The following is a 24,685-nucleotide window of genomic DNA, read 5'->3' on the forward strand; positions in this document are numbered from 1 at the left end:
GGCTGCCCTCGCAGCCGCGGCGCCTCTGTGCCGAGGTCCCGGTCCCGGTCAGCGACCGGGGGTCACCTCGTATGTGTGCCCGGCACGGGCGAGGAACGTGAGCGCCTCCCCGTCCCGCCGGACGTCCGGCCGCCTGCCGCCGGAGGTGTCGCGCACCCGGTGGGTACCCGCGAACAGCGCGTTGCGCACGGTCAGTTCGCCGGTACGGCCCGCACGCAGCAGGGTCCGCACGGGCTTGCCGTCCGCCCACTCGATGTCGACGGTGACATCGCCGCGCGCCTTCAGGCCGCGCACGGAGCCGGTGTTCCAGAACGCGGGCAGCGCGGGCAGCAGATCGACTCCGCCGCCGTGGCTCTGCACCAGCATCTCGGCGACACCCGCGGTGGCCCCGAAGTTGCCGTCGATCTGGAACGGCGGATGCGTGTCCCACAGGTTGGCCAGCGTGCTGTTCTTCAGCTGCTCGGACAGCATCAGATGCGCGTGGTCGCCGTCGAGCAGCCGCGCCCAGAAGTTGATCTTCCAGGCCTTGCTCCAGCCGGTCCCGCCGTCACCGCGCGCGGTCAGCGAGACCCGCGCGGCGGCGATGTACCCGGGATCGTCCCGGGGTGTCACCTGCCGCCCGGGATGGACGGCGAACAGGTGCGAGACGTGCCGGTGTTCGTTCTCCGGGTGGTCCCAGTCCTCCTTCCACTCCTGCAACTGGCCCCAGGAGCCGATGCGCAGCCCCGGATCGAGCCGCGCGAGGGTGCCGGACACCTCGTCCGCGAAGCCGCCGTCGCCGAGTCGCCGCGCCGCCGCCTCCGTGTTGGTGAGCAGGTCCCACACGATCTGCTGGGACATCGACGCGCCCGCCGAGAAGTCGCCCTGCTCCGGCGAGTAGCTGGGGGTCACCACGAGCCTGCCGTCCCGCGGGTCGACCACCAGCTCGTCCATCCAGAACCGCGCCAGCCCCTTCATCACCGGATAGGCCCGGTTCCGCAGGAACGCCGTGTCGCCGGTGAACAGGTAGTGCTCGTAGGCGTGCTGGGCGAGCCAGGCCCCGGCCTCCGGGAAGAAGAACGACCACGCGTAGGTGTGGAGTCCCGTGAAGCCGTACGGGTTGGTCTCGTTGTGCACCACCCAGCCGCGGTTGCCGTAGATCTCCCGGGCCGTGACCTCGCCCGGCGGCACCATCGACTCGATGTAGTCGAACAACGGGCCCGTCGTCTCCGACAGGTTCGTCGTCTCGGCGGGCCAGTAGTTCATCTGGAGGTTGATGTTGACGTGGTAGTCGGCGTCCCAGGGCGGGTTCGTGACGTTGTTCCACACACCCTGGAGGTTCGCCGGCAGGGAACCGGCCCGCGAGGACGCGATGAGCAGATACCGGCCGTACTGGAAGAACAGCACCTCCAGGGACTTGCGGCCGGCCTCGCTCAGCGACCCGTCGCGGTACGCGGCCAGCACGGCGTCCGTGGGGACGCCGGGGTCCTGCTGGCCGACGTCGAGCCGCACCCGGTCGAACAGCCGCCGGTAGTCCGCGACATGGGCGGCGCGCAGGGCGGTGTGGCCCTTGCGTGCCGCCGCGTCGACGCGGGCCGTGACGGGTCCGTGCGGGTCGGTGCCCGTCCGGTACTCCGGATACCTGACCGAGTAGTCGGTCGCCGCCGCAAGGACCAGCGTCACGGTGTCCGCGCCGGACACGGTGACCGAGCCGTCCGCGTTGTCGGTGCGGGTGCCGCCCTGGTGGAGGACCTGGAGCTGGGACTCGTAGCGCAGGCCGTTGTTGGTCAGCGTGCCCGACAGGGTGATGCGGCCGCCGCTCGCGCGCAGGTCCTTGGAGCGGTTGTCGGGCGCGGCGACCGAGACGGTGATCGAGATCCGCCCCGGCCGGTCCGCCGACAGCCGGGCCACGGCCACCTTGTCGGCGGCCGACGCGAAGTACTCCCGGGTGTAGGTCGCCCCGTCCCAGGTGTAGCTGACGCCGCCGACGGCCTGTGCGATGTCGAGGTGGCGCCGGTAGCCGGTCGCGCCCGCCGGATCGCGGGCCTGCTGGATCCAGATGTCGCCGAAGGTGTTGTACGAGCCGAAGTTGGTCTTCGGCTGGCCCAGCTTCTCGGCGACCCACTCCGGCGTGGCCCGCGACTCGTCCCGGATGCGCCGCTGCACCTCGTCGAGCGCGCCGGGACGTGGGGAGGTCCAGTTGCCGAAGTTGTAGCCCGGGGCGCCCGGACCTCCGGTCCACAGCGTCTTCTCGTTGAACTGGAGCTGTTCCCTGCCGGTGCCGCCGAAGAAGCACAGCCCCAGGGCCCCGTTGCCGAGCGGCAGCGACTGGGACTCCCACGCGGTGGCGGGTTCGTCGTACCAGAGGGTCAGGCCGGCGCCGGCCGCGGGGCCGACGCCGCGAGCGGCGTCGGCGTGCGCGGTCGTCAGCGGGGTCGCGCCGAGCGCCGCGGCGCCCGCGATGAAGACCCGCCGGGAGACGCGTTCCGGTGTCACCGCGCTCCCTCCGTGACGCCCCGACCGATGAAGTCGACCCAGTTGACGTTGAGTTCACCGGTCGTCTTGACGAAGTACAGCGGCCCGCTCGTCGTGGCGGACGCACCGCTCACCGGCGCCCTGAACTCCTGGTAGGTCTGCCAGCCCGCCGTGGGTGTGACCCGGATGGTCGCGACGGCCGGTCCTTCCGGGCTGCCGGTGCGCACCTCGACGGTGGCGCCGACGGTCGGTGACGCGGCCCGCAGACTGATCTCGTCGATGTTGGTGAGGTTGACCGGGTCCCACGACCAGTAGTCGCCGTTGTCGATCCAGCCGATGTTCTGGCCGCCGCCCGCGGAGTCCCCGGTGGTCTCGGTGCCCACGCCGACGTCGCCGCCGGGCGGTGCCGACGCCACGCGTCCGGTGGTGTCGTAGTGCTCGGCCTGGCGGTGCTTGGTCTGGAGGACCAGCACCTCCTGCGTGGTCAGCGCCGGTACCTCGCCGGCCCCGTGGTCGGTGTAGGTGACGGTGACCGTGCCGAAGACGTTGGCGCCGGTGTGCCCCGCGTCGCCGGGCAGCTCGAACGTGCCCGAGCAGCCCCGGTACTGCTCGTAGCCGTGCGAGTGGTCGTCATGGCCGAGTCCCGGCTGGACGATGACCTCCTGGCAGTCGACCGGCCCGTCCTCCGGGTCGGTCACCGAGACCTCGTACGCGATGGTGTCGCCGAACGTGAACAGCCCGCCGTCGACCGGCGCGCCGACCTCGATCGTCGGCGCGCTGTTGCCGGCCGTGATGTCGACACCGGCCACCGCCGTGCGCCCGTCGGGATCGGTGACGGTCAGCTGGGCCGTGAACCGCCCGGCCTGGGTGTAGGTGTGGCTGGGGTTCCGCTCGGTGCTGTCCTGCGTCCCGTTGCCGTCGAAGTCCCAGGAGTACGAGATCGGCGTGCCGTCGGGGTCGTAGGAGTCGGCGGAGTCGAACGTGACCTCCAGCGGCGTCGGACCCGAGCTCTTGTCGGGCTCGAACCGGGCGATCGGCGACCGGTTGCCCTGCACGTAGTCCACACGGTAGACGCCCGAGTCGGCGTTGTTGCCGCCGAAGCCGCTGCCCCAGTCGATGACGTACAGCGCTCCGTCGGGACCGAACTGCATGGCGTGCGGACGGGTGAAGTCGATCGCCGTGAGCAGGGCGTTGACGTCGGCCACACCGGTGCGCTTCTTGTCCGGCTGGACCGAGAAGAGCCGCCCGTTGTTCCAGTCGGCGTAGATCGCCTTGCCGTCGTAGTACGCGGGCCACTTGACCTCGGAGTCGAGCCGGGCGTCGTAGTCGTACGCCCCGCTGGTGAGCGGCGCGCCGCTGGGGCCGATCTCCGGTGAGCCGGACGTCGACTTGCCCATCCACAGCTCGGCGGGCTGGGCCGCGGGCAGCCGGGTCACGCCGGTGTTGTTCGGCGAGTCGTTGACCGGCGCCGCGCAGTCGAAGGTCTCACCCGCGGTGGTGGTCGCGAAGTCGTAGTCGTTGTAAGGGGTGTTGGCGCCGACACAGTACGGCCAGCCGTAGAAGCCCGGCTTGTCGACGATGTTCCACTCGACGCGCCCGTCGGGGCCGCGGGTGGTGCTCACACTGCCCGCGTCGGGACCGTAGTCGGCGACGAAGACGTTGTCGGTCGCCGGGTCGATGCCGATGCGGAACGGGTTGCGGAAGCCCATCGCGTAGATCTCGGGACGGGTCTTGGCGGTGCCCGGCTTGAACAGGTTGCCCTTCGGTACGGAGTAGGTGCCGTTGTTGCGCGGCTTGATCCGCAGCACCTTGCCGTTCAGGACCGCGCTGTTGGCGGAGGTGGACTGGGCGTCCCACGCCTTGCGGCCCGCGCGCTCGTCGATCGGCGCGTAGCCGTCGGACGCGAACGGGTTGGAGTTGTCACCCGTGGCGATGTACAGGTTGCCGTCACCGTCGAACTCCAGGGCGCCGCCCGCGTGGCAGCACTCCTGGCGCTGGACGTCCACCTTGAGCAGTACCTTCTCGCTGGCGGGGTCGAGGGTGTCGTCGGCCTGCACGGTGAACCGGGAGACACGGTCGACGGCCTCGGTGCCGGCGGGGGAGTAGTAGAGGTACACCCAGTTGTTCTTCGCGAAGTCCGGGTCGAGCGCGATGCCGAGCAGGCCGAACTCCTGGCCGGTGTAGACGTCCAGGGTGCCCGCGGTGACCACGGTCCCGTCGGTGCGGATCACCCGGACCTCGCCGCCCCGGTCGATGTAGAAGACCCGGCCGTCCTCGGAGATCGAGAGCTCCATCGGGTTGCTGGTGTTCTCGTCGAGCGGCACCTTCTGGAAGCCGGTGCTCAGTGTCGCGGTGCAGTCGGCGGCCACGGCGCCCGCGGCCGTCCGGATGCCGCCGAGTAGATGCGACAGGAACTGCGGCTCCTGGTAGGAGGCGGTCTCGTGGCCCATGCCGGTGTACCAGGACCGGCCGCCCTCGTAGTTCTGGCACCAGGAGATCGGGTGCTCGGTGCCCATCGTGCCGCCGGTGTACGAGCCCTCGTCGAGGGACGCGAGGACGTGCACGTCACCGTGCGGGTCGGCGCGGAAGTCGTACCACTCGTCGAAACGCTCCCACTGCACGGGCAGTTTGGCCGTGGACGGGTGCGCGGGGTCCTCGACCTTGACCGTCGCGGTCTGCGGTGCGGGGTGGCTCTTGAAGTAGGCGCCCACCAGATCGCCGTACCAGGACCAGTCGTACTCGGTGTCGGACGCGGCGTGCACGCCCGCGTAGCCGCCGCCCGCGGCGATGTAGCGCTCGAACGCGCCCTGCTGGTCCGTGTCGAGCACGTCACCGGTGGTCGAGAGGAAGATCACGACCTCGTACTGGGCGAGGGTCTCGTCGGTGAAGGCGGCGGCGTCCTCGGTCGCGGTGACGGAGAAGTTGTTCTTCTTGCCGAGCTTCTGGATGGCGGTGATACCGGCGGGGATCGCGCCGTGCCGGTAGCCGGCCGTCTTGCTGAACACAAGGGCGTCGAAGCGCTTGGACTTCTGCTCGGCCGGCTGGGCCGCCGCCGCTCCCGCGGTCACCAGCAGCAGGGCGACGACGGCCGCGACGATCCGCGCGGCGGTGGTTCTCAAACGGCGGGTCGAGCGTCGGAAGACAGGTGTCTGTGGCATGGGCACCTCATATCGACGGGCATAAAGGTCCGCGGTCTGCGTTCCCGGGTGGCGCCGTACTGCGGGCCCCGGCCGGGCTCCTCGGGCTCCCGGCGGGACCGTCGTCCACGGTCCCGCCGGGCCGGCCGCCCCGCTGCGGAGACGTCCTGGCACTCGGCCGGGTGAATTTGTCGAGTCGGTGGACAAATTAAGAGCGCAGGCCCGAGCGGGTCAAGGTGCCGGACGAGAGTGGCGGTTGGGGCGGGCGAAGGCGCGCTTTCTTCACCGTTGTGTTGTGGTGCGGCCTCTTGACGAATTTGTTAAGTGGCTTTACTTTCAGCACCGCCCACTCGAACCACCCGGAGGTCGCCGTGCCCGCCGAGGCCCCGCACGTCCTGGTCTTCTCCAAGACCGCCGGCTTCCGCCACGACTCCATCCCCGCGGGCATCGCCGCCGTCCAACGGCTCGGTGCCGACAACGACTTCACCGTCGACACCACGGAACACGCGGGCGCGTTCACCCCGGGCAACCTCGCCCGCTACGGCGCCGTCGTGTTCCTCTCGACCACCGGCGACGTCCTGGACGAGCCCCAACGGGCCGCGTTCGAGGGGTACATCCGGGCCGGCGGCGGCTACGTCGGTGTGCACGCCGCCGCCGACACCGGCCACGACTGGCCGTTCTACGGCGAACTCGTCGGCGCCTACTTCGACTCGCACCCGGCCGTCCAGAAGGCCACCGTCAGGATCGAGGACCGTACGCACCCGGCGACCGAGCATCTCGGCGACGGCTGGCCGCGGGTCGACGAGTGGTACAACTTCCGCACCAATCCACGCGGCCGGGTCCATGTCCTCGCCACCCTCGACGAGGCCTCGTACGAGGGCGGCACGATGGGCCAGGACCATCCGATCGCCTGGTGCCGGACGTACGAGGGCGGGCGGGCCTTCTACACGGGCGGCGGCCACACCAAGGAGTCGTTCGCCGAGCCGGGGTTCCTCGGGCATGTGCTGGGCGGGATCCGGTACGCGGTGACCGCCGGGCCGGGCGCCTGACCCGTACGGGGGCTCAGTTCCCGGTGGAGTCCAGGAACGCGCGGACGGCGGGCGCCACCGCGTCGGCGAGGTCCTCGGCGGTGTGCAGCGTGCCGCCGATCGGGACCGACGCGAGCCGGCCGCGGGGCAGGGTCCGCGCGACCTCCTCGGCGAGCGCCGTCGGGTGGCGCGGGTCGGTGCCGGGGAAGACCAGCACCGGGGCGCCGATCGTGGCGAGTTCACCGACGCTCCGGAAGGAGCGGTCCCGGCCGATGGCCGCAGCGGCCACGATGCTCGCGGGATCCGAGCGCGGGATCGCGTCCCGCACCATCACCCCCACGAGCGGCGGGAAGGCGTCGAGGAGGGGCTCCCAGCCCGCCTCGATGCCGTCGGCCGCCACCCGCGCCGCGAACTCGTCGAGATAGCGGGTCTCGGCCTCCTTCGCCGCGTCGTCCTCGATGTCCTCGACACCGATCAGCGCGGCGGCCCGCACCCGCTCCGGACACGCGGCCGCCGCCCGCAGCGAGATCGTCGAACCCAGGCCCGCTCCCGCGAGCACGGCGCCGGACAGGCCCAGGTGGTCCATGAGGTCGACGACGTCCGACGCGTACCGCGCCCACGTGTGGCGGGCCGGGTCCCGGCAGACCGAACGGCCGTAGCCGCGCAGGTCGGGCAGGACGACCGTGCTCCGGTCGGCGAGCCGCCCGGCCAGCGGAAGCATGCTCCTGCGGTCCGGGCCCCCGGCGTGCAGGAGGACAAGGGCCGGGCCCGCGCCGACGACGGTGGCGTACAGGGCGCAGCCGTCGGCCGCGCGGTAGCTGATCTCTGCCATGGGGTGAACCTAGGGCGGCGGAGCGGCGGCCGATACGTGGTGATCCGCCGCGTTGTGCCGCGATCCCGCCTGTCGCCCTTCCCCGCCGGGTGCCGGGCGGGCCCTGTCTCGGGCGGCCGGGTCAGGCCGCCTCCGCGACCGTGCCGTCCGTCGACGCGCCCGACGCGATGCCGTACCCCGGCTCCGGTACCGACTCCGGTGACAGCAGCACCGAGCGGCGGCCGTCGACGCCCACCGGCACATCGCCGTCGACGGTGATGCGGCGCAGGGTGCGCTCGTGGTCGTCGGAGTCGTCGACGCCGTAGTGCTGGGTCGCCCGGTTGTCCCAGATCGCCACGTCGCCGGCGCGCCACTGCCAGCGCACGGTGTTCTCCGGGCGCTCCACGTGCGACTGGAGGACGCCGATCAGCGCGCGCGAGTCGGCGCCGTTGAATCCGGTGAGCCGCTGGGCGAAGTTGCCCAGGACCAGGGTGCGTTCGCCGGTCTCCGGGTGCACGCGGACCACCGGGTGCTCGGTCTGGAACTTGGTCGAGGTGAACACCTCGCGGTGCTGCTCCAGTTCGGCGGAGACCGCGCCCGGCCGGGTGGCGGCGTAGTCGTAGTCGTTGGTGTGCACCCCGCGCAGGCCGTCCGCCAGCACCCGCAGCGGCTCCGGCAGTTCGGCGTAGGCCGCGGCCGTGTTGGCCCACAGGGTGTTGCCGCCGTAGGGCGGGACGACCTCGGCGCGCAGGATGGAGAAGGCGGGGTACGCCGGGACGAAGGTGACGTCGGTGTGCCACTGGTTGGCGCGCCCGCCGTGGTCGTTGTCGATGCCGAGGGCGTAGCGGCCGTCCACGGACGGCACGGTCGGGTGCGCGACCAGTTCACCGAGCCGCCGGCCGAACGCCTCGTGGGACCCGGCGTCCAGGTGGTGCTGGTCGCGGAAGAAGACGACCTTGTGTTCGAGGAGGGCGGCCCGGATCGCGGCGACGGTCGTGTCGTCGAGGTCACCGCCCAGCCGGACCCCGGAGAGCACGGCGCCGATACGCCCGCCGATCCGCTCGACACGGAGCGGGGCGGGCGTGACGGGGTTGTCCACGGGGGCAGGGGCGACGGAGGTCATGGAGAAGCCTTTCGAGGGGAGCGGGCACGGGGCGCGCGCTCAGGACTTCCCGCAGCGGCCGGAGTTCCTCACCACGTCCGGCGCACGGCGTCATCGCGCGCGATGCGCCGAAGACGGCGCGTCAGGGACCCGGACACGCGGCCGGAGCGAGCCGGCGGCCCGGCTCGCCGTCGGGCCGCGGCAGACGCGGAGGGTGAGGGAACGTCGCGGGCATGCTCCCGAGCTTGCGGACCGCCCGGCGGGCCGGTCAAGGCGCGCCGGGCTCCTTTCACGAGGCTGCAACACTCTCGGTGGCGGGATCGGACCGTGACACACGCCGGGTGCCCGACCACGTCTGCCGGCCTCCGGCGCGGGTGGGGTTCGTGATCGGCGATCACTGGGTGCACCGGGGCGGTGGAGTTAGGTCCACCCGCTTTCGGCGAGATAGGCCCAGTGTCAACCAGGGCCGGTCCCCGCAGAGTTGAAGGCATGACATCACATGTCTCTCGACGAGGAATTCTCGCCGCCGGAGCGGCGGCCGGTGTCGCGACCGGGGCCGGCGCCGTCGCCGGTGGAGCGTCCGTCGCACGGGCCGCGGCGGTGGACACCCCGGCGGGCAGCGGAGCGGCGACCGGGCGGAGCGGACCGGCCGGGCAGGACGGGCGGTCCGGGCAGGGCGGGCACGGGGTCGCGCTCACCCATGTGACGGTGATCGACCCGCACACCGCCCGGGTCCGGCACGACATGACCGTACTGGTGCGGGGCGACCGCATCGAGGCCGTGCACGCCTCCGGCGAGGGCCGGGTCCCCGCCGGGGTGCGGGCGGTCGACCTGCGGGGCAGATACGTGATCCCGGGGCTGTCCGACATGCATGTGCACAGCGTCATGGACCGGATCGACCCCGCGCTGCACGTGGCCAACGGGGTCACCACCGTGCGGGAGATGGCCGGCGGCGACCAGGTCTTCGACTGGCGGCGGCGGATCGAGGCCGGTGAACTGCTCGGCCCGCGCTGGACGATCAGCAGCCGGCTCGTCGACGGCGCCCCCTCCATCTGGGACCCGGCCGTCCTGGACATCGTCGAGGTGGCCGACGCGGCCGGGGCCCGGCGCGCGGTCCGCGAGGAGATCCGGCGCGGCGCCGACTTCGTCAAGGTGTACTCACGGCTGCCGCGCGAGGCGCTCACCGCGATCGCGGACGAGACCCGGCGGCTGGGTGTGCCGTTCGCCGGGCACTGCCCCGACGAGGTGTCCCTCCTTGAGGCGGCACGCCTCGGGCAGCGCAGCTTCGAGCACCTGTTCTGGACGTTCTTCGCGACCTCCAGCAAGGAGGCGTGGGCGCGGCGCGAGATCGCCCGGATCCGGCTCGCCCAGGGCGACTACAGCGGCTGGTTCGAACGCATCCACCCCGTCGAATGGATCGCCGCGCGCACCTACGACCCCGACAGGGCGGGCACCGTGTTCGACCGGCTGGCGAGCCACGGGACCCGCCAGGTGCCCACCCTGATCATGCACCGGGGGCTGGACCTCGCCCGCACGCTGGACCGCGACGACCCACGGCGCCGCTACCTCCCCGCGGCCTCGCGGTCGGGCATGGACTACGCCCTGGACGAGCTGTACCTCAAGCAGCGTTCCGTGGCCGAGGACGCCGAGTGGGCGGCGCTGTTCGAGTACCGGCTGCGCCTCGTGAGCGCCATGAACCGGGCCGGCGTACCGCTCATGGTCGGTACGGACGTGGCCACGCCCGGTGTGTTCCCCGGCTTCGCCGTCCACGACGAACTGCGGCTCCTGGTGGACGCCGGGCTCACACCCATGGCCGCGCTGCACGCCGCGACCGCCGAACCGGCCCGCTACCTCGGCACCCGCTCCGGACGCGTGGCCCCGGGCCACACCGCCGACCTCGTGGTGCTCGGAGCCAACCCGCTGGACGACATCCGCAACACCCGCCGCATCGACGGTGTGGTGGTCCGCGGACGCCACCTCGGCCCCGCCGATCTGACGGAGCTCCTGCGGGGCGTGGAGGAAGCGGCGGCGGAACCGCGGCCCACCCCGGCGGGCGCCGCCCGCCCACCCTGCCCCTGCCACGCGCCGACCAGGGCGGCAGCGGTGTGAGCTGCGGACTCGGGCAGCCGGACTGCGGGTGGGTCGGCCCGCGGGGCGGTTCTGAGGTGGGATGCGTGGCATCCCGACCCCGGGTCCCGACCCCGGGTCCCGGCCTTGGGCTGCCGGAGCGGCCCGGCGACGGCCGGACCGGTGCGAGGGCCCGGGGCGCCGGTCGGCGGGCAGGCCCGGGTGCGGATGTACGGGCGTATCTGGGCGTGGGTGTACCGGCAGGTCCGGGCGTGGGTGTACGGGCAGGCCCGGGTGCGGGTGTACGGGCAGGTCCGGGCGTGGGCGCGGACGCATGTTCCGGCACCGCGCGGGAACCCTTGTGTGCGTCACGCACCCCACCGCGCCGGACAGCCCGCCCCCGAGGACCGCCCCGGCGGGCGGCGCGACCCCTGGGGCGGCCCGGGAAGTGGCTCGGCTCACATGGCGTGACCGGGGCGTCACCGACACCATGGTCCTCGTCACCGGCAGGCCGCGAAGGGATCCAGGATGTTCCGCAAGGTACTGGTCGCCAACCGAGGCGAGATCGCGATTCGTGCGTTCCGCGCCGGCTACGAGCTGGGCGCTCGCACCGTCGCCGTGTTCCCGCACGAGGACCGCAACTCGCTGCACCGGCTCAAGGCGGACGAGGCCTACGAGATCGGCGAACCGGGGCATCCGGTGCGCGCCTACCTCTCGGTGGACGAGATCGTACGCGCGGCACAGCGGGCCGGCGCCGACGCCGTCTACCCCGGCTACGGCTTCCTCTCCGAGAACCCGGAGCTGGCCAAGGCCTGCGAGGACGCCGGCATCACCTTCGTCGGACCCGACGCCGACACCCTTGAGCTGACCGGCAACAAGGCCCGCGCCGTGGCCGCGGCCCGCGCGGCCGGCGTACCGGTCCTCGGCTCCTCCGCGCCCTCCACCGACGTGGACGAGCTGGTACGCGCCGCCGAGGACGTCGGGTTCCCGGTGTTCGTGAAGGCCGTCGCGGGCGGCGGCGGGCGCGGTATGCGACGCGTGGAGGACCCGGCACAGCTGCGCGAGTCCATCGAGGCGGCGGCCCGCGAGGCGGCCTCCGCGTTCGGCGACTCCACCGTCTTCCTGGAGAAGGCCGTCGTCGAGCCCCGCCACATCGAGGTGCAGATCCTCGCCGACGGCGAGGGCAACGTCATCCACCTCTTCGAGCGGGACTGCTCGGTGCAGCGCCGCCACCAGAAGGTCATCGAACTCGCCCCCGCGCCCAACCTCGACCCCGCCCTGCGCGAGCGCATCTGCGCCGACGCGGTCCGCTTCGCCCGCGAGATCGGCTACCGCAACGCCGGCACCGTCGAGTTCCTCGTCGACCGCGAGGGCAACCACGTCTTCATCGAGATGAACCCGCGCATCCAGGTCGAGCACACGGTCACCGAGGAGGTGACCGACGTCGACCTGGTCCAGTCCCAGCTGCGCATCGCGTCCGGCGAGACCCTCGCCGACCTCGGACTCTCCCAGGAGACCCTCACCCTGCACGGCGCGGCCCTCCAGTGCCGCATCACCACCGAGGACCCGGCGAACGGCTTCCGCCCCGACACCGGCCAGATCAGCGCCTACCGCTCCCCGGGCGGCTCCGGCATCCGCCTCGACGGCGGCACGACCCACGCCGGTACGGAGATCAGCGCCCACTTCGACTCGATGCTGGTGAAGCTCACCTGCCGGGGCCGGGACTTCAACACCGCCATCGGCCGCGCCCGGCGCGCGGTCGCCGAGTTCCGCATCCGCGGTGTCGCCACCAACATCCCGTTCCTCCAGGCCGTCCTGGACGACCCCGACTTCCAGGCGGGCCGCGTCACCACCTCGTTCATCGAGCAGCGCCCCCATCTGCTGACCGCCCGGCACTCCGCGGACCGCGGCACCCGGCTCCTCACCTATCTCGCCGACGTCACCGTCAACAAGCCGCACGGCGAGCGCCCCGAGCTGATCGACCCCACCACCAAGCTGCCGCCCCTGCCGGCCGGCGAACCGCCCGCCGGCTCCCGCCAGCGCCTCGCCGAACTCGGTCCCGAGGGCTTCGCCCGCGCCCTGCGCGAGGAGCCGACCCTCGGCGTCACCGACACCACCTTCCGCGACGCCCACCAGTCCCTGCTCGCCACCCGCGTGCGCACCAGGGACCTGCTGGCCGTCGCCCCCGTCGTCGCCCGCACCCTGCCCCAGCTGCTCTCCCTGGAGTGCTGGGGCGGCGCTACCTACGACGTCGCCCTGCGGTTCCTCGCCGAGGACCCCTGGGAGCGGCTCGCGGCGCTGCGCGAGACCGTGCCCAACATCTGTCTCCAGATGCTGCTGCGCGGCCGCAACACCGTCGGCTACACCCCGTACCCCACGGAGGTGACCGACGCCTTCGTGCAGGAGGCCGCGGCCACCGGCATCGACATCTTCCGCATCTTCGACGCGCTCAACGACGTCGGCCAGATGCGCCCGGCCATCGACGCCGTACGCGAGACGGGCACGGCGATCGCCGAGGTCGCCCTCTGCTACACCGGGGACCTGTCCGACCCCTCCGAGCCCGTGTACACCCTCGACTACTACCTGCGCCTCGCCGAGCAGATCGTCGAGGCCGGCGCGCACGTGCTGGCCGTGAAGGACATGGCGGGCCTGCTGCGCGCCCCGGCCGCCGCGACGCTGGTGACCGCGCTGCGCCGGGAGTTCGACCTGCCGGTCCATCTGCACACGCACGACACCGCGGGCGGTCAGCTCGCCACCTACCTCGCCGCCTCGCAGGCCGGTGTGGACGCGGTCGACGGCGCGGTCGCCTCCATGGCGGGCACCACGTCCCAGCCGTCGCTGTCGGCGATCGTCGCCGCGACCGACTACTCGGAGCGGACGACGGGCCTCGATCTCCAGGCGGTCGGGGACCTGGAGCCGTACTGGGAGAGCGTGCGCCGCGTCTACGCGCCCTTCGAGGCGGGCCTCGCCTCACCCACCGGGCGCGTCTACCACCACGAGATCCCCGGCGGCCAGCTGTCCAACCTGCGCACCCAGGCCGTCGCGCTCGGCCTCGGCGACCGCTTCGAGGACATCGAGGCGATGTACGCCGCCGCCGACCGGATCCTCGGCCACCTGGTCAAGGTCACACCCTCGTCGAAGGTCGTCGGGGACCTGGCCCTGCACCTGGTCGGCGCGGGGGTCACCCCGGAGGACTTCGAGGCGACACCGGAACGCTTCGACATCCCCGACTCCGTCATCGGCTTCCTGCGCGGCGAACTCGGCACCCCGCCCGGCGGCTGGCCCGAGCCGTTCCGCACCAAGGCCCTCCAGGGCCGCGCCGCCGCCAAGCCCGTACAGGAACTCACCGCCGAGGACCGCACCGGGCTGGAGAAGTCCCGTCGCTCCACCCTCAACCGGCTGCTCTTCCCCGGCCCCACCCGCGACTTCGAGACCCACCGCCAGTCCTACGGCGACACCGGCGTCCTGGACAGCAAGCACTTCTTCTACGGCCTGCGCCCCGCCAAGGAGTACGCCGTCGACCTCGAACCCGGCGTCCGGCTGCTCATCGAGCTCCAGGCCATCGGCGAGCCCGACGAGCGCGGTATGCGGACCGTCATGGCCGGTCTGAACGGCCAACTCCGCCCCATCCAGGTGCGGGACACCGCCGCCGCCTCCGACGTCCCCGTGACCGAGAAGGCCGACCGGAGCAACCCCCGCCATGTGGCGGCCCCGTTCGCCGGTGTGGTGACGCTCGCGGTCGCCGAGGGCGACGAGGTGGAGGTCGGTGCGACCGTCGCCACCATCGAGGCGATGAAGATGGAGGCCACCATCACGGCCCAGTCGGCGGGTCGGGTCACGCGCCTCGCCATCAACCGCATCCAACAGGTGGAGGGCGGCGACCTGTTGATCGAGGTCGTCTGACCGAGGGCGTCACCCGGACACCGGAGCCGGGGGGCTCTCGCGGCCGGTACCTGCGCGCGTCGCGCTCGGTACCGGCCGTGTGACGGATCGGGTACGGCTGTGCCACGTGATCGGCAACCGGGCGTGAGTTCGCGCGGGTTGCCGCCTAGCATCGTCGGGAACTCATGGTGAGCCGACGGTTCCGGGGGGACTTGTGGTGGTGCGGGGCGGAGTGGCGCGCCTGGGGTGTGCGGTCGTGGCGAGCGGACTGCTCCTCGCGGGCTGTACATCAGGCGGGGACGGCGGGGACGGTGGGGACGGACCGTCGAGACCGGCGTCGGCCGGGAAGGACACCGCCGGGACCCCTTCCGCGTCGCCGACCGAGGTCGTCGACATCGACCCCGGCCGGCTCCCCGACACCAACGCGCGGGCCGGCGCCCTGATCCGGGACGTCCTGCCCGACCCCGCCGCCTTCGGTCCCGGAGCCGCACGGCAGCAGCCGTACGAGAGCGACCCCGCGCGCTGGGCCGTCCTCGGCGACGACTGCGTCTGGCAGCAGCAGCCGCTGCCCAGGGACGTGCTCGCCTCCCTCACCCGCTCGTACGAGATACCGGCCGCCGGCGGCAAGGAGACGCTCCGGCTGGCCGCCGTCGTCACCGTGCACCGCACGGCCGAGCAGGCCGACTGGGAGAACGCCGAGGTCCTGGAGGAGATGATGCGCTGCCCCACCCAGCAGCTGCGCGCCGACGAACTGGTGACCTCCCTGAACGACGTGCCGTCCGCCCACGGCGAGTCCGGCAACGAGTTCGCCGAGGACTCCCTCACCGAACTCGGGGAGTACGCGAGCGCCGACACCGGCGACGCCTCCTTCCCGTACATCTGGGAGCAGACCCGCATCGGCCAGTTCACCCTCGCCGTGTCCGCGAAGGGCGCCGAGGGCTGGACGCAGGCCGAACTCTTCGACCGGCTGCGCCAGCCGCACGTCGACATGCGCGGCCGCCTCCGGGCGGCGATCGAGCGCGACCCGCAGCCGGGCACCGACCCGCAGGAGCCGAGCGCGGACACGAAGGGCGAAGGCTCATGACCGAGCGGCTCACCCCCACCGACCCCGCCCGCATCGGCGGCCACCGGCTGCTCGCCCGGCTCGGCGCCGGCGGTATGGGCGTCGTCTACCTCGGCCGGGCCGAGTCGGGCGAACTGGCCGCCGTCAAGGTGATCCTGCCCGAGTACGCCGACCAGCCCGAGTTCCGCGCCCGCTTCCGCCGCGAGGTCGCCGCCGCCCGGCGGGTGCACAGCCCGTGGGCCGTGCCCGTCACCGGCGCCGACCCGGACGCCACCGCCCCCTGGCTCGCCACCGCCTTTGTGCCCGGCCCCTCGCTCGCCGAGGCCGTCGCCGCCTGCGGCCCGCTGCCCGCCCGCGGAGTGCGGGTCCTCGGCACCATGCTGGCCCGCGCCCTGACCGCCGTGCACGAGGCGGGACTTGTGCACCGCGACGTGAAGCCGGGCAACGTCCTGCTCGCCGTCGACGGCCCCCGCCTCATCGACTTCGGGATCGCCCGCGCCACCGAGGAGACCGCCCTCACCTCGGCCGACATGGTCGTCGGCACCCCCGGCTTCCTCGCCCCCGAACAGGCCCGGGCACAGCCCGCCTCGCCCGCCAGCGACGTCTTCGCCCTCGGCTGCCTCCTCGGCTACGCCGTCACCGGCCGCCCGCCGTTCGGCACCGGCGCCGTCGACGCCCTGCTCTACCGCACCGTGCACGACGAACCCGACCTCGACGGCGTCCCCGACGACCTCGGCGCCCTCCTGGAGCGGTGCCTGGCCAAGGACCCGGACGCCCGGCCCACCGCCCGGGTACTCGACGAGGCCCTCGCCGACGACACACCCCACGACACCGTCGACTGGCTGCCCGACCCCGTCGTCCGCCTCATCGCGGACCGCTCCGCCGCGATGCTGGACCTCCCCGACATCGAGGCGACGACCGCCGACCTGGCAACGGACGGGCCATCGGCGGACGTTGCGGCCGACGCCCCGCCCTCCCCCGCGCCCTCACGCCGCCGCTTCCTGCTGATCGGCGGGGGAGCGGCCCTGCTCGCCGCCGGCGGCGGCGCCGCGGCCTGGGCGGGACTGCGCGACGACGGCACAGAGAATGCCGCGCCGCGCCCCCGCCCCTGGGTCCTCGGCGTCCAGGCCGACCTCACCGGCCCGCAGAAGGCGGTCGGACAGGCACAGGAACGCGGGATCCGGCTGGCCGTCGAGGAGTTCAACGCCCGGAAGAACAAGCCGTTCACGCTCACCCTCAGGACGGCGGACGACAGGGGCGATCCGGACCGCGCCGCCGAGGTGGCCCGCGAACTCGCCGCCGACCGCGATCTGCTCGCCGTCATCGGCTCGACCGGCGACGACACCACCGGCGCGAGCCTCGACAGCTACGACGAACAGCTCGTCCCCCAACTCACCGCCTCCTCCGCCCAGTCCGCCTACGGAGTCGCCGAGCCCCGGCATTTCCTCCAGGCCGTCCCGAGCTACACGAGCCTGCCCGCCACCGCCGCCTTCACCCTCCAGAAGCAGGGCGCCCGGCGGGTGGGTGTGCTCATCGACCGCGACGGCGGCATCCCCGCCTGGCAGCTCGGCCACACCATGTTCCAGAACCTCGGCGTGCTCAAGATCGCCGGCGAACCGCGGGTGGTGCCCCGGCTGGCCCGGGACCTCGCACCGGTCGTCACCGACATGGTCGCCGAACGGCCGGAGGGCTTTGTCTACTCGGGAACCCCGGCCCGCGCCGCCGCCGTCGCCCGCGCCCTCGCACAGACCGGCTACGACGGCCCGCGCGTCCTCGGATACCCCGCCGCCCGGCCGGAGTTCCTCACCGCGGCGGGCGAGGCCGCCGACGGCTGGCAGACGTTCACGCCGTACATCGACCCGTCGGCCGCCCCCGTCCGCACCTTCGCCGCCGCCTACCGCAAGCGGTACGGCTCCGCGCCCCCGCAGTGGGCGGCCGAGGCCTACGACGTGGCCCGCATGGTCATCACCCGGATCACCGAGGCGGGCGGCCGCCCCTCCCGCGACAAGCTCTTCGACCTGCTCCTCAAGGGCACGTACAAGGGCGTCGTGCGCACCTACGCGTTCGACAAGGACTACCACTGGCTCGACGGGTACGAGGTGTTCCACTACGAGGTGAAGGGCGGCCGCTTCTCCTACTCGGGCAAGGTCACCTTCTGATGCGGCCGCTGACCACCGAGGACGCCGAGGACATCGGCGGGCACCGGCTCCTCGCCCGGCTCGGCACGGGCGGCATGGGTGTCGTCTACCTCGCCAGGACCGCGGGCGGCACCCTTGTCGCGCTCAAGACGATCCGCGCCGAACACGCGGCGGACCCCGCCTTCCGCACCCGGTTCCGCCGGGAGGTGACCGCGGTCCGCGCCCTGACCGGGCGCTGGATCGTGCCGGTCCTCGCCGCCGACACCGAGGCCCGTGAACCGTGGCTGGCCACGGAGTTCGTGCCCGGACCCTCCCTGGTCGAGGCGGTGGACGGCTTCGGCGCGCTGCCCGTCGCCGCCGTACGGACGCTGGGCTCCCGGCTCGCCGACGCGCTGACCGCCGTGCACGCGGCAGGACTTGTGCACCGGGACGTGAAGCCGGGCAACGTCCTGCTCGCCCTCGACGGACCCCGGCTCATCGACTTCGGTATCGCCTACACCTCGGGTGCCACCGCGCTGACCGCTCCCGACGCGGTCGTCGGCACCCCCGGCTTCCTCGCACCGGAACAGGCCCAGGCCCGCGCCGGAGAGGTCGGCCCCGCGAGCGACGTCTTCTCCCTCGGCTGCGTCCTCGCCCACGCGGCCTCCGGGCGCCGCCCGTTCGGTGCCGGGAACGCGGCGGGTGTGCTGTTCCGCACCGTGCACGAGGAACCGGACCTGGCCGAAGTCCCCCGTGAACTGAGGCCGTTGATCACGTCCTGTCTGGCCAAGGAACCGGCCGGGCGCCCGACGGCCGGTGAGGTCGCGGCCGCCCTCCGCGACCCACGGGCCTCGCCGGCCCGGCAGCAGTCCGCGGAGGACGACTGGCTGCCACCCGCACTGCTGCGGGTGGTCGCCGAACGCTCCTCGCGCGCCCTGGACGTCCCCACCCCACGGCGTGCGCCGCGGGACCCGGTCGCCGACGCCCCGACGTCCGTCGCGCCGGCCGACGTCCGGCCGCCGACCCGGCGCCGCTTCCTGCTGATGGGCGGCGCGGCGGCCTCCGTGGTCGCCGTCGGCGGCGGAGTCACCGCGTATCTGGCGGCCGGGCAGGACGAGCCCGGCGGCGCGGACGGTGAACTGCCCGTGCACACCCTCGGATTCCAGGCGGACCTGAGCGGCGCGGACAAGGCGGACGGCGTGGCGCAGGAGCGCGGGGCGCGGCTCGCCGTGGAGCAGCACAACGCACGCTCCGGCGTCACCTTCCGCCTCGCCCTCGAAACCGTCGACGACCGGGGTGCGGCCGACCGGGCCGAGCAGGCGGCACGGCGGCTGATCAAGGCCGGGGCGGGCGCGGTCCTGGGCTTCGGCACGTCCGCCGCGGCCCTCGCCGCCGCCCCGCTCTACTACGACGCCCGCACGGCGATGGTGCTGATCTCGGCGGACGGCGCCGCGTTCGGCGGGGAGAACCTGAACACCTCCACGGTCTGTGTCACCAGAGGGCCCGAAGCGTCTCTGTCCCTGCCGCTGACCTCGTATCTCAGCTCTGTGCGGCCGGTCGACCGGCAGGCCGTCATCGACGACCTGGCCGCGGGCGACACCGGATCGCAGCTCACCAACGCCCTCGCGCAGAACCAGGAGGTCACGACGAGCGTGCACCCCGTGGCCGCGGACAGCGATGACTTCGTGCCCGCCGTCCGCGCGGCCCTCGCCGCCGACGCACAGGCCGTCGTCCTCAGCGGCACCTCGCCCGAGCGGGCCGCACGCTGCGCCCGCGCGCTCGCGGCCGAGGGCTTCACCGGACCACGCCTGGGCACCTGGCACATCATGCGGCCGGCCTTCCTCGAACGGGCCGGAACGGCCGCCGAGGACTGGGTGTTCGCCACCCCGTTCACCGACCCGGGCAGTGTGTCCGCCGCCTTCCGGACGGCGTACCGCGACAAGTACGGTGCCGCACCGGGGCGTTGGTCTCCGGAGGCGTACGACGCCGTCGGGCTCGTGGCGCGCACGCTGGAGCGGCTGGGCGGAGGGGCCGGTATCGAGCCCGGCGCGGTCTCGCAGCGCCTGTTCGACATCACCTACCAGGGACTCGCCAAGTCCCTCGCTTTCGAGGGTGACGGTACCGGTTCGCTCACGCCGGGGGCCGCGTCCTACTTCCTGTTCCGGGCGAAGGGCAAGACGTTCCGTTTCCTGGGCCGGGCCGACGAGGTCGGCTGACGCCGGTCTCAGGGTGCCGTGCCGAGCTCCACGGCCAGATCCGGGCTGTCGCTCCAGAAGCGGTCGTCGGCCTCCTGGAGACGGGACGCGGCATGCCGATCCCCAGGAGTGGCCGGCCGGCGGTCGCCGTCACCTGTCGCCAAGGGGGTGGAGTGTACGATCGTACGCTCGTCCTTGTACGCTCGCGGGCATGACTCTCGACGTGCGGGTTCCACCTGCCCCGTCCGACCGGAGAGCACGCGCCGCGGTCGCCGTGCTCTTTCTGACGAACGGGGCGCTGTTCGCGAACATCCTGCCGAGGTTTCCGCAGATCAAGGCGGACCTCGACATCGGCAACGCGGCCTACGGGCTGGCCGTCGCGGCGTTTCCGACGGGCGCCATCGTGGCGGGTCTGGCCGCCGGGGTGTTCGTCCGGCGGTTCGGGTCGGCGCGGGTCGCGGTGGCCGGAACCCTGCTGACCGCGCTGGGGATTCTCGCCGCGGGTGTCGCGCGGTCGGTGCTCGTCTTCGCGGCGGCGCTCTTCCTCGCCGGAGCGATGGACGCGATCACGGACGTCGGGCAGAACGCGCACGGCCTGCGGGTGCAGCGCCGCTACGGGCGTTCCATCATCAACTCCTTCCATGCCATCTGGTCCATCGGCGCGGTGCTCGGCGGCTCCATGGCCGCCGGGGCGATCGCCCTCGATCTCTCGCGCGGACAGCACCTGGCCGTATCGGGAGTGATCTTCACCGTCGCCGCCTGTGTGGCGCTGCGGTTCTGCCTGCCGGGTCCCGAGGTCGAACCCGCCGCGGAATCCGACGCCGGGAAGGGCGAGCGGGCGGCCGAGGCGGGTGCGTCGACGGCGGGGCGGCGGCGGACGTACGTCCTGGCGGCGCTGGTGCTCATCGCCATGGCCGGGGCGCTGGTGGAGGACGCGGGCAGTTCCTGGGCCGCGCTCTACCTCTCGGACTCGCTCCACGCCACGGCCGTGCTGGCCGCGTCGGGCTATATCGCCCTGGTCGGCGCGCAGTTCGTCGGGCGGCTGGTGGGGGACCGGCTCGTCGACCGGTTCGGGCAGCGGGCGGTCGCGCGGGTCGGCGGTCTGGTGGCCGCGGCCGGAATGGGCCTCGCGCTGGCGGTGCCGACCGTGCCGGGCACGATCCTCGGATTCGCGGCGGCCGGACTCGGGGTGGCGACCCTGGTGCCCGCGGCGATGCACGAGGCCGACGAACTCCCCGGCCTCAGGCCCGGCACCGGCCTGACCATCGTCTCCTGGCTCATGCGCCTGGGCTTCCTGCTCTCCCCGCCGGCCGTCGGCCTGGTCGCCGACGCCGCGGGACTGCGCCTGGGGCTGCTGGTCGTCCCCTTCGCCGGGGTGATCGTCATCGCCCTCGCCGGCGTGCTCCAGACCCGGCGCCGCCAGGGCCCTCCCAGGCCGGTGAACAGCCGGTGACCAGCGCCGGCCCCTGCCCGAGAGTGTACGATCGTACACTCAGCGTGTACGATCGTACGCACTATGACGGACTACTTCGCCCAGGATCCGCGGACGAACCTGGAACGCATGCAGGCCGGGGACCCGTACATCGCCGACGATCCGGAGATCGCGCGCCTCCACCAGCACGCCGTGCGCCTCGCGGCCCGCTACCAGGCGGCCTACATGGAAGACGCCGACACGGCCCGGCCGCTGCTCGCCGAACTGCTCGGCTCGCTCGGCGACGAGGTCGATGTACGGCCGCCGCTGTGGGTCGACTACGGCAGCAACATCACCATCGGCGCCCGTACCTTCGTCAACTTCAACCTGACGGCCCTGGACGTCGCCGCGATCGTCATCGGCGAGGACTGCCAGATCGGCCCCAACGTCCAACTCCTCACCCCCACGCACCCGTTGGAGCCCGAGCCGCGCCGGGACAAGCTGGAGGGCGCCCGCCCGATCACCATCGGTGACAACGTCTGGCTCGGCGGCGGCGCCATCGTGCTGCCCGGCGTCACCATCGGCGACAACTCCGTCATCGGCGCCGGCGCGGTCGTCACCAAGGACGTGCCCGCGAACACCGTCGCCGTCGGCAACCCCGCCCGCCCCGTCCGCACGCTCTGAAAAAATCCCGCCATGGCAACCGGACACACCGACCCGCAGCGCCGGGAACGCATCATCGCCGCCACCCTCGACCTGATCGCCGACGAGGGCGTGGCCGGCGTCTCCCACCGGAAGATCGCCACCCGCGCCGGTGTGCCGCTGGGCTCGATGACCTACCACTTCAGCGGCATCGACGAGCTGCTGCAAGAGGCGTTCCAGCGGTTCACCGACGACTTCGTCGACATGTGGGCCGGGCACCTCGCGGGCGCCACCGACCGCGACCAGGTCGTCGAGGCGATCGCCGACCTGGTCCACGCCCTGTCCGAGGGTCCGCAGCGCGACCTCGTCCTGACCCAGGAGCTCTACACCCTCGCCGCCCGCAGACCCGCCTACCGCAGGTTCACCCACGAGTGGATGCGCCGCAGCCGGGTCCACCTGGAGAAGCACTTCGACCCGAGTACGGCACGCCAGGTCGACGCCCTGATCGAGGGGCTGACCCTGCACCGGGCACTGGCCCGCGAGCCGCACGGCCGGGACGTGACGCTGGAGGCCATCACCCGGATCACCACTACACGTCCCAGCGCAGCCACAGACTGAGGGGCTTGCGGAACACCAGGCCCTCCACAGCGGTCGGACGGTCCGGGTCGAGACGCAGCCCGGGGAGGCGTTCGAGCAGGCGCCGCAGGGCGGTCCGGGCCTCCAGGCGGGCCAGATGGGCGCCCAGGCAGTAGTGCGGGCCGTGCGCGAAGGCCAGTTGGAGGCGCGCGTTGGCGCGGCGGACGTCGAAGCGGTCGGGGTCGGGGAAGACGTCCGGGTCGCGGTTGGCGCCCGTCAGCGAGACGGTGACCAGGTCGCCCTCGCGGATCGTGACGTCCCCGAGCACGGCGTCCCGGGTCGCGTACCGGTCGACCACCGCCGCCCCCGGTTCGAGCCGCAGCGACTCCTCCATCACACCGTCGAGGAGATCGAAGTCGGCCTGTACGAGGGCGAGTTGGTCGGGGTTGTGCAGCAGGTGCAGCAACGCGTTGGTGATCATCGCCTCGGTGGTCTCGATACCCCCGAACATCAGCACCGCGGCGTTGGACGCCACCTCGGGCACCGACAGCCGCCCGGCGGCGGACACCAGCAGGGAGGCCGCGTCCTGGTCGGCGACGGTCTGCTCCACGGCCGCCCGCAGCCCGGCGTACGCGGCGGTGCCGGCCGCGCCCGCCGCGTGCCCCCCGGTGATGTCCGCGACGGACCGCACGATGGCGTCGTACCAGGCGAGCACGGTGTCCGTGGTGGTGCCGGCCAGCCCGAGCGCCTCGGTCATCACGGCGACCGTGAGCGGCCCGGCGAAGGCGCGGCGCAGATCGGCGGTGCCCGCCGTCTCGAACTCCGTGATCAGCCGGTCCGTCTCCCGCTCGACGAACGGGGCGAAGCCCTCGTGCACCGCCCGCGGCCGGAAGGGCGCCGTGAACGGGTCGCGGTGGTGTGCGTGCGGGTCGCCGTCGAGGGAGAGCATGCTCGGCCCGACGACCTGCGCGGTCGAGAACCGGGGATCGTCGACGGTGTAGGTGGCGGCGTCCCGCATCACACCCAGCGCCAGATCGCGCCGCGTCACCAGCCAGCCGCCCAGCTCGGGCAGCCACGACACGGGCTCCCGCGCGCGCAGCACAGCCAGGCGTGCGTGCGGGTCCCGGGTGAGCTCGGCCAGCCCGGTCGCGGCACCCAGCGGGAACGACTCGACGACACTCATCGCGCACACCGTCCGCGTGCTGGAAGACCGATCACCTGTCCGAGGCTAACAACCGGATCCTGCCGGAACTTCGGTGCCCTGCGGGAACTGTGCGGTGCGCGGGAGTCCCGGCCCTTGCCGGGGGCGCTTTCCGGTGTGTCCGGCCGACGGGCGATTGTCAGTGCCGGGTGTCAGGCTGGGGTGACACAGCCTCTGCGAAAGGGTATTGCCGTGATCACCACAGATTTCGCTCCCGGCTCCCCCTGTTGGCTCGACCTCGGCGCCCCCGACGTCCAGGCCGCCGCGGCCTTCTACGGCGCGGTGCTCGACTGGGACTGCGAGTTCATGGGAGAGGACGAGAGCCTCGACGGCGGGATGTTCCGCAAGGACGGAAAGATCGTCGGCGGCCTCGGAAAGCTCACCGAGGAGGGCGCCCGCCCGGCCTGGATGATCTATTACAGCGTCACCGACGCGGACGCCACGACCCGGGCCGTGGAGCGCGCGGGCGGCACGGTGCGGGTGCCGCCCATGGACCTCGACGACTGGGGCCGCATGGCGCAGTACAGCGATCCGCTGGGCGGCCAGTTCGCCGTCTGGCAGCCGGGGACGACCGCGGGCGTCGAGCTGGTCGACCAGCCGGGCTCGCTGACCTGGACCGAGCTGTACACCAGCGACGCCGCGGCCGCGAAGGAGTTCTACGGCAATGTCCTCGGCTGGCGGTTCAGCGACGTGGAGATGCCCGGCGGCGGTGGCACGTACTCCCTGATCACGCCGGCCGGACTCCCCGAGGAGCGGATGCACGGCGGGCTCCTGGAGGTCGGCAAGGAGGCCCTCGCGCTGGCGGACGGTCGGCCGTACTGGCACCCGGTCTTCGACGTCACCGACACCGACGCGGCGGTCGCGAGGGTCACCGAGCACGGCGGCAGTCTTCAGATGGGCCCGGACGACGCGGAGGGGGTCGGCAGGCTCGCCGTCTGCCTCGACCCGTCGAACGCGGACTTCGTGGTGCTCAAGCCCAGCCCCTAGGGCCCTGACCGG

General features: G+C 72.9%; 15 protein-coding genes and 1 pseudogene. 10 read left to right on the plus strand and 6 right to left on the minus strand.

The features are described from left to right. Positions 1-48: 48 nt before the first annotated feature. A complete protein-coding gene (locus ACIQAC_RS18415) occupies positions 49-2,475 on the minus strand; it encodes a glycosyl hydrolase family 95 catalytic domain-containing protein (protein WP_402192226.1) in 2,427 nt (808 codons plus the stop codon). Next, positions 2,472-5,573 (minus strand): ThuA domain-containing protein, encoded by a 3,102-nt coding sequence (locus ACIQAC_RS18420; RefSeq protein WP_402192229.1) that lies wholly within the window; start codon positions 5,571-5,573, stop codon positions 2,472-2,474. Before ACIQAC_RS18420 ends, ACIQAC_RS18415 begins: the two co-directional genes overlap by 4 nt. Positions 5,574-5,962: 389 nt before the next feature. Here ACIQAC_RS18420 and ACIQAC_RS18425 point away from each other — a divergent pair. Next, a pseudogene (locus ACIQAC_RS18425) lies at positions 5,963-6,619 on the plus strand (ThuA domain-containing protein); the annotation flags it as partial. 34 nt (positions 6,620-6,653) lie between these two features. On the opposite strand, the gene ACIQAC_RS18430 reads toward ACIQAC_RS18425, so the two are convergent. Next, positions 6,654-7,451, minus strand: coding sequence for an alpha/beta fold hydrolase (locus ACIQAC_RS18430; RefSeq protein ID WP_402192232.1), 798 nt, complete (start codon positions 7,449-7,451; stop codon positions 6,654-6,656). Positions 7,452-7,572: 121 nt separating this feature from the next. Next, entirely contained in the window at positions 7,573-8,553 is a 981-nt protein-coding gene (locus tag ACIQAC_RS18435) for a TauD/TfdA dioxygenase family protein (protein ID WP_402192234.1), read from the minus strand. 468 nt (positions 8,554-9,021) lie between these two features. Here ACIQAC_RS18435 and ACIQAC_RS18440 point away from each other — a divergent pair, with 468 nt between their 5' ends. The 5 genes from ACIQAC_RS18440 (at position 9,022) to ACIQAC_RS18460 (ending at position 19,877) form a co-directional block, all read left to right on the plus strand. Then, entirely contained in the window at positions 9,022-10,641 is a 1,620-nt protein-coding gene (locus ACIQAC_RS18440; protein WP_402192237.1) for an amidohydrolase family protein, read from the plus strand. 486 nt (positions 10,642-11,127) lie between these two features. Beyond that, entirely contained in the window at positions 11,128-14,502 is a 3,375-nt protein-coding gene (locus tag ACIQAC_RS18445) for a pyruvate carboxylase (protein WP_402192240.1), read from the plus strand. 235 nt (positions 14,503-14,737) lie between these two features. Beyond that, positions 14,738-15,565 carry a hypothetical protein gene (locus tag ACIQAC_RS18450; RefSeq protein ID WP_402192243.1) on the plus strand — a complete coding sequence of 276 codons (828 nt, stop codon included), beginning with the start codon at positions 14,738-14,740 and terminating at the stop codon, positions 15,563-15,565. Continuing rightward, entirely contained in the window at positions 15,562-17,703 is a 2,142-nt protein-coding gene (locus ACIQAC_RS18455; RefSeq protein ID WP_402192245.1) for a bifunctional serine/threonine-protein kinase/ABC transporter substrate-binding protein, read from the plus strand. The genes ACIQAC_RS18450 and ACIQAC_RS18455 overlap by 4 nt, the downstream gene beginning before the upstream one ends. Continuing rightward, positions 17,703-19,877, plus strand: coding sequence for a bifunctional serine/threonine-protein kinase/ABC transporter substrate-binding protein (locus tag ACIQAC_RS18460; RefSeq protein WP_402192247.1), 2,175 nt, complete (start codon positions 17,703-17,705; stop codon positions 19,875-19,877). Before ACIQAC_RS18455 ends, ACIQAC_RS18460 begins: the two co-directional genes overlap by 1 nt. An 8-nt stretch (positions 19,878-19,885) precedes the next feature. On the opposite strand, the gene ACIQAC_RS18465 is transcribed toward ACIQAC_RS18460, so the two are convergent. Continuing rightward, positions 19,886-20,020, minus strand: a complete 135-nt coding sequence (locus ACIQAC_RS18465) for a hypothetical protein (protein ID WP_402192249.1) — start codon at positions 20,018-20,020, stop codon at positions 19,886-19,888. 47 nt (positions 20,021-20,067) lie between these two features. Here ACIQAC_RS18465 and ACIQAC_RS18470 point away from each other — a divergent pair, with 47 nt between their 5' ends. From ACIQAC_RS18470 to ACIQAC_RS18480, 3 genes are all read left to right on the plus strand, one after another. After that, on the plus strand, positions 20,068-21,309 hold the full coding sequence (locus tag ACIQAC_RS18470) for an MFS transporter (protein WP_402192251.1): 1,242 nt from the start codon (positions 20,068-20,070) through the stop codon (positions 21,307-21,309). Between the two features lie 63 nt (positions 21,310-21,372). Beyond that, positions 21,373-21,951: a sugar O-acetyltransferase gene (locus ACIQAC_RS18475; protein ID WP_402192254.1), complete on the plus strand. Its 579-nt coding sequence runs from the start codon at positions 21,373-21,375 to the stop codon at positions 21,949-21,951. A 12-nt stretch (positions 21,952-21,963) separates the two neighbouring features. Continuing rightward, entirely contained in the window at positions 21,964-22,527 is a 564-nt protein-coding gene (locus ACIQAC_RS18480) for a TetR/AcrR family transcriptional regulator (protein WP_402192256.1), read from the plus strand. On the opposite strand, the gene ACIQAC_RS18485 is transcribed toward ACIQAC_RS18480, so the two are convergent. Then, entirely contained in the window at positions 22,499-23,668 is a 1,170-nt protein-coding gene (locus ACIQAC_RS18485; RefSeq protein ID WP_402192258.1) for a cytochrome P450, read from the minus strand. The two genes, ACIQAC_RS18480 and ACIQAC_RS18485, sit on opposite strands and share 29 nt — an antisense overlap. Positions 23,669-23,878: 210 nt before the next feature. Between ACIQAC_RS18485 and ACIQAC_RS18490 the strand changes: the two genes are divergently transcribed. Further along, complete coding sequence (locus ACIQAC_RS18490) at positions 23,879-24,673, plus strand: VOC family protein (RefSeq protein ID WP_402192261.1); 795 nt, start codon at positions 23,879-23,881, stop codon at positions 24,671-24,673. Positions 24,674-24,685 lie beyond the last annotated feature (12 nt).

Origin of the sequence: Streptomyces sp. NPDC088387 (genome assembly GCF_044753385.1) — a bacterium.
Taxonomy (GTDB): Bacteria; Actinomycetota; Actinomycetes; order Streptomycetales; family Streptomycetaceae; genus Streptomyces.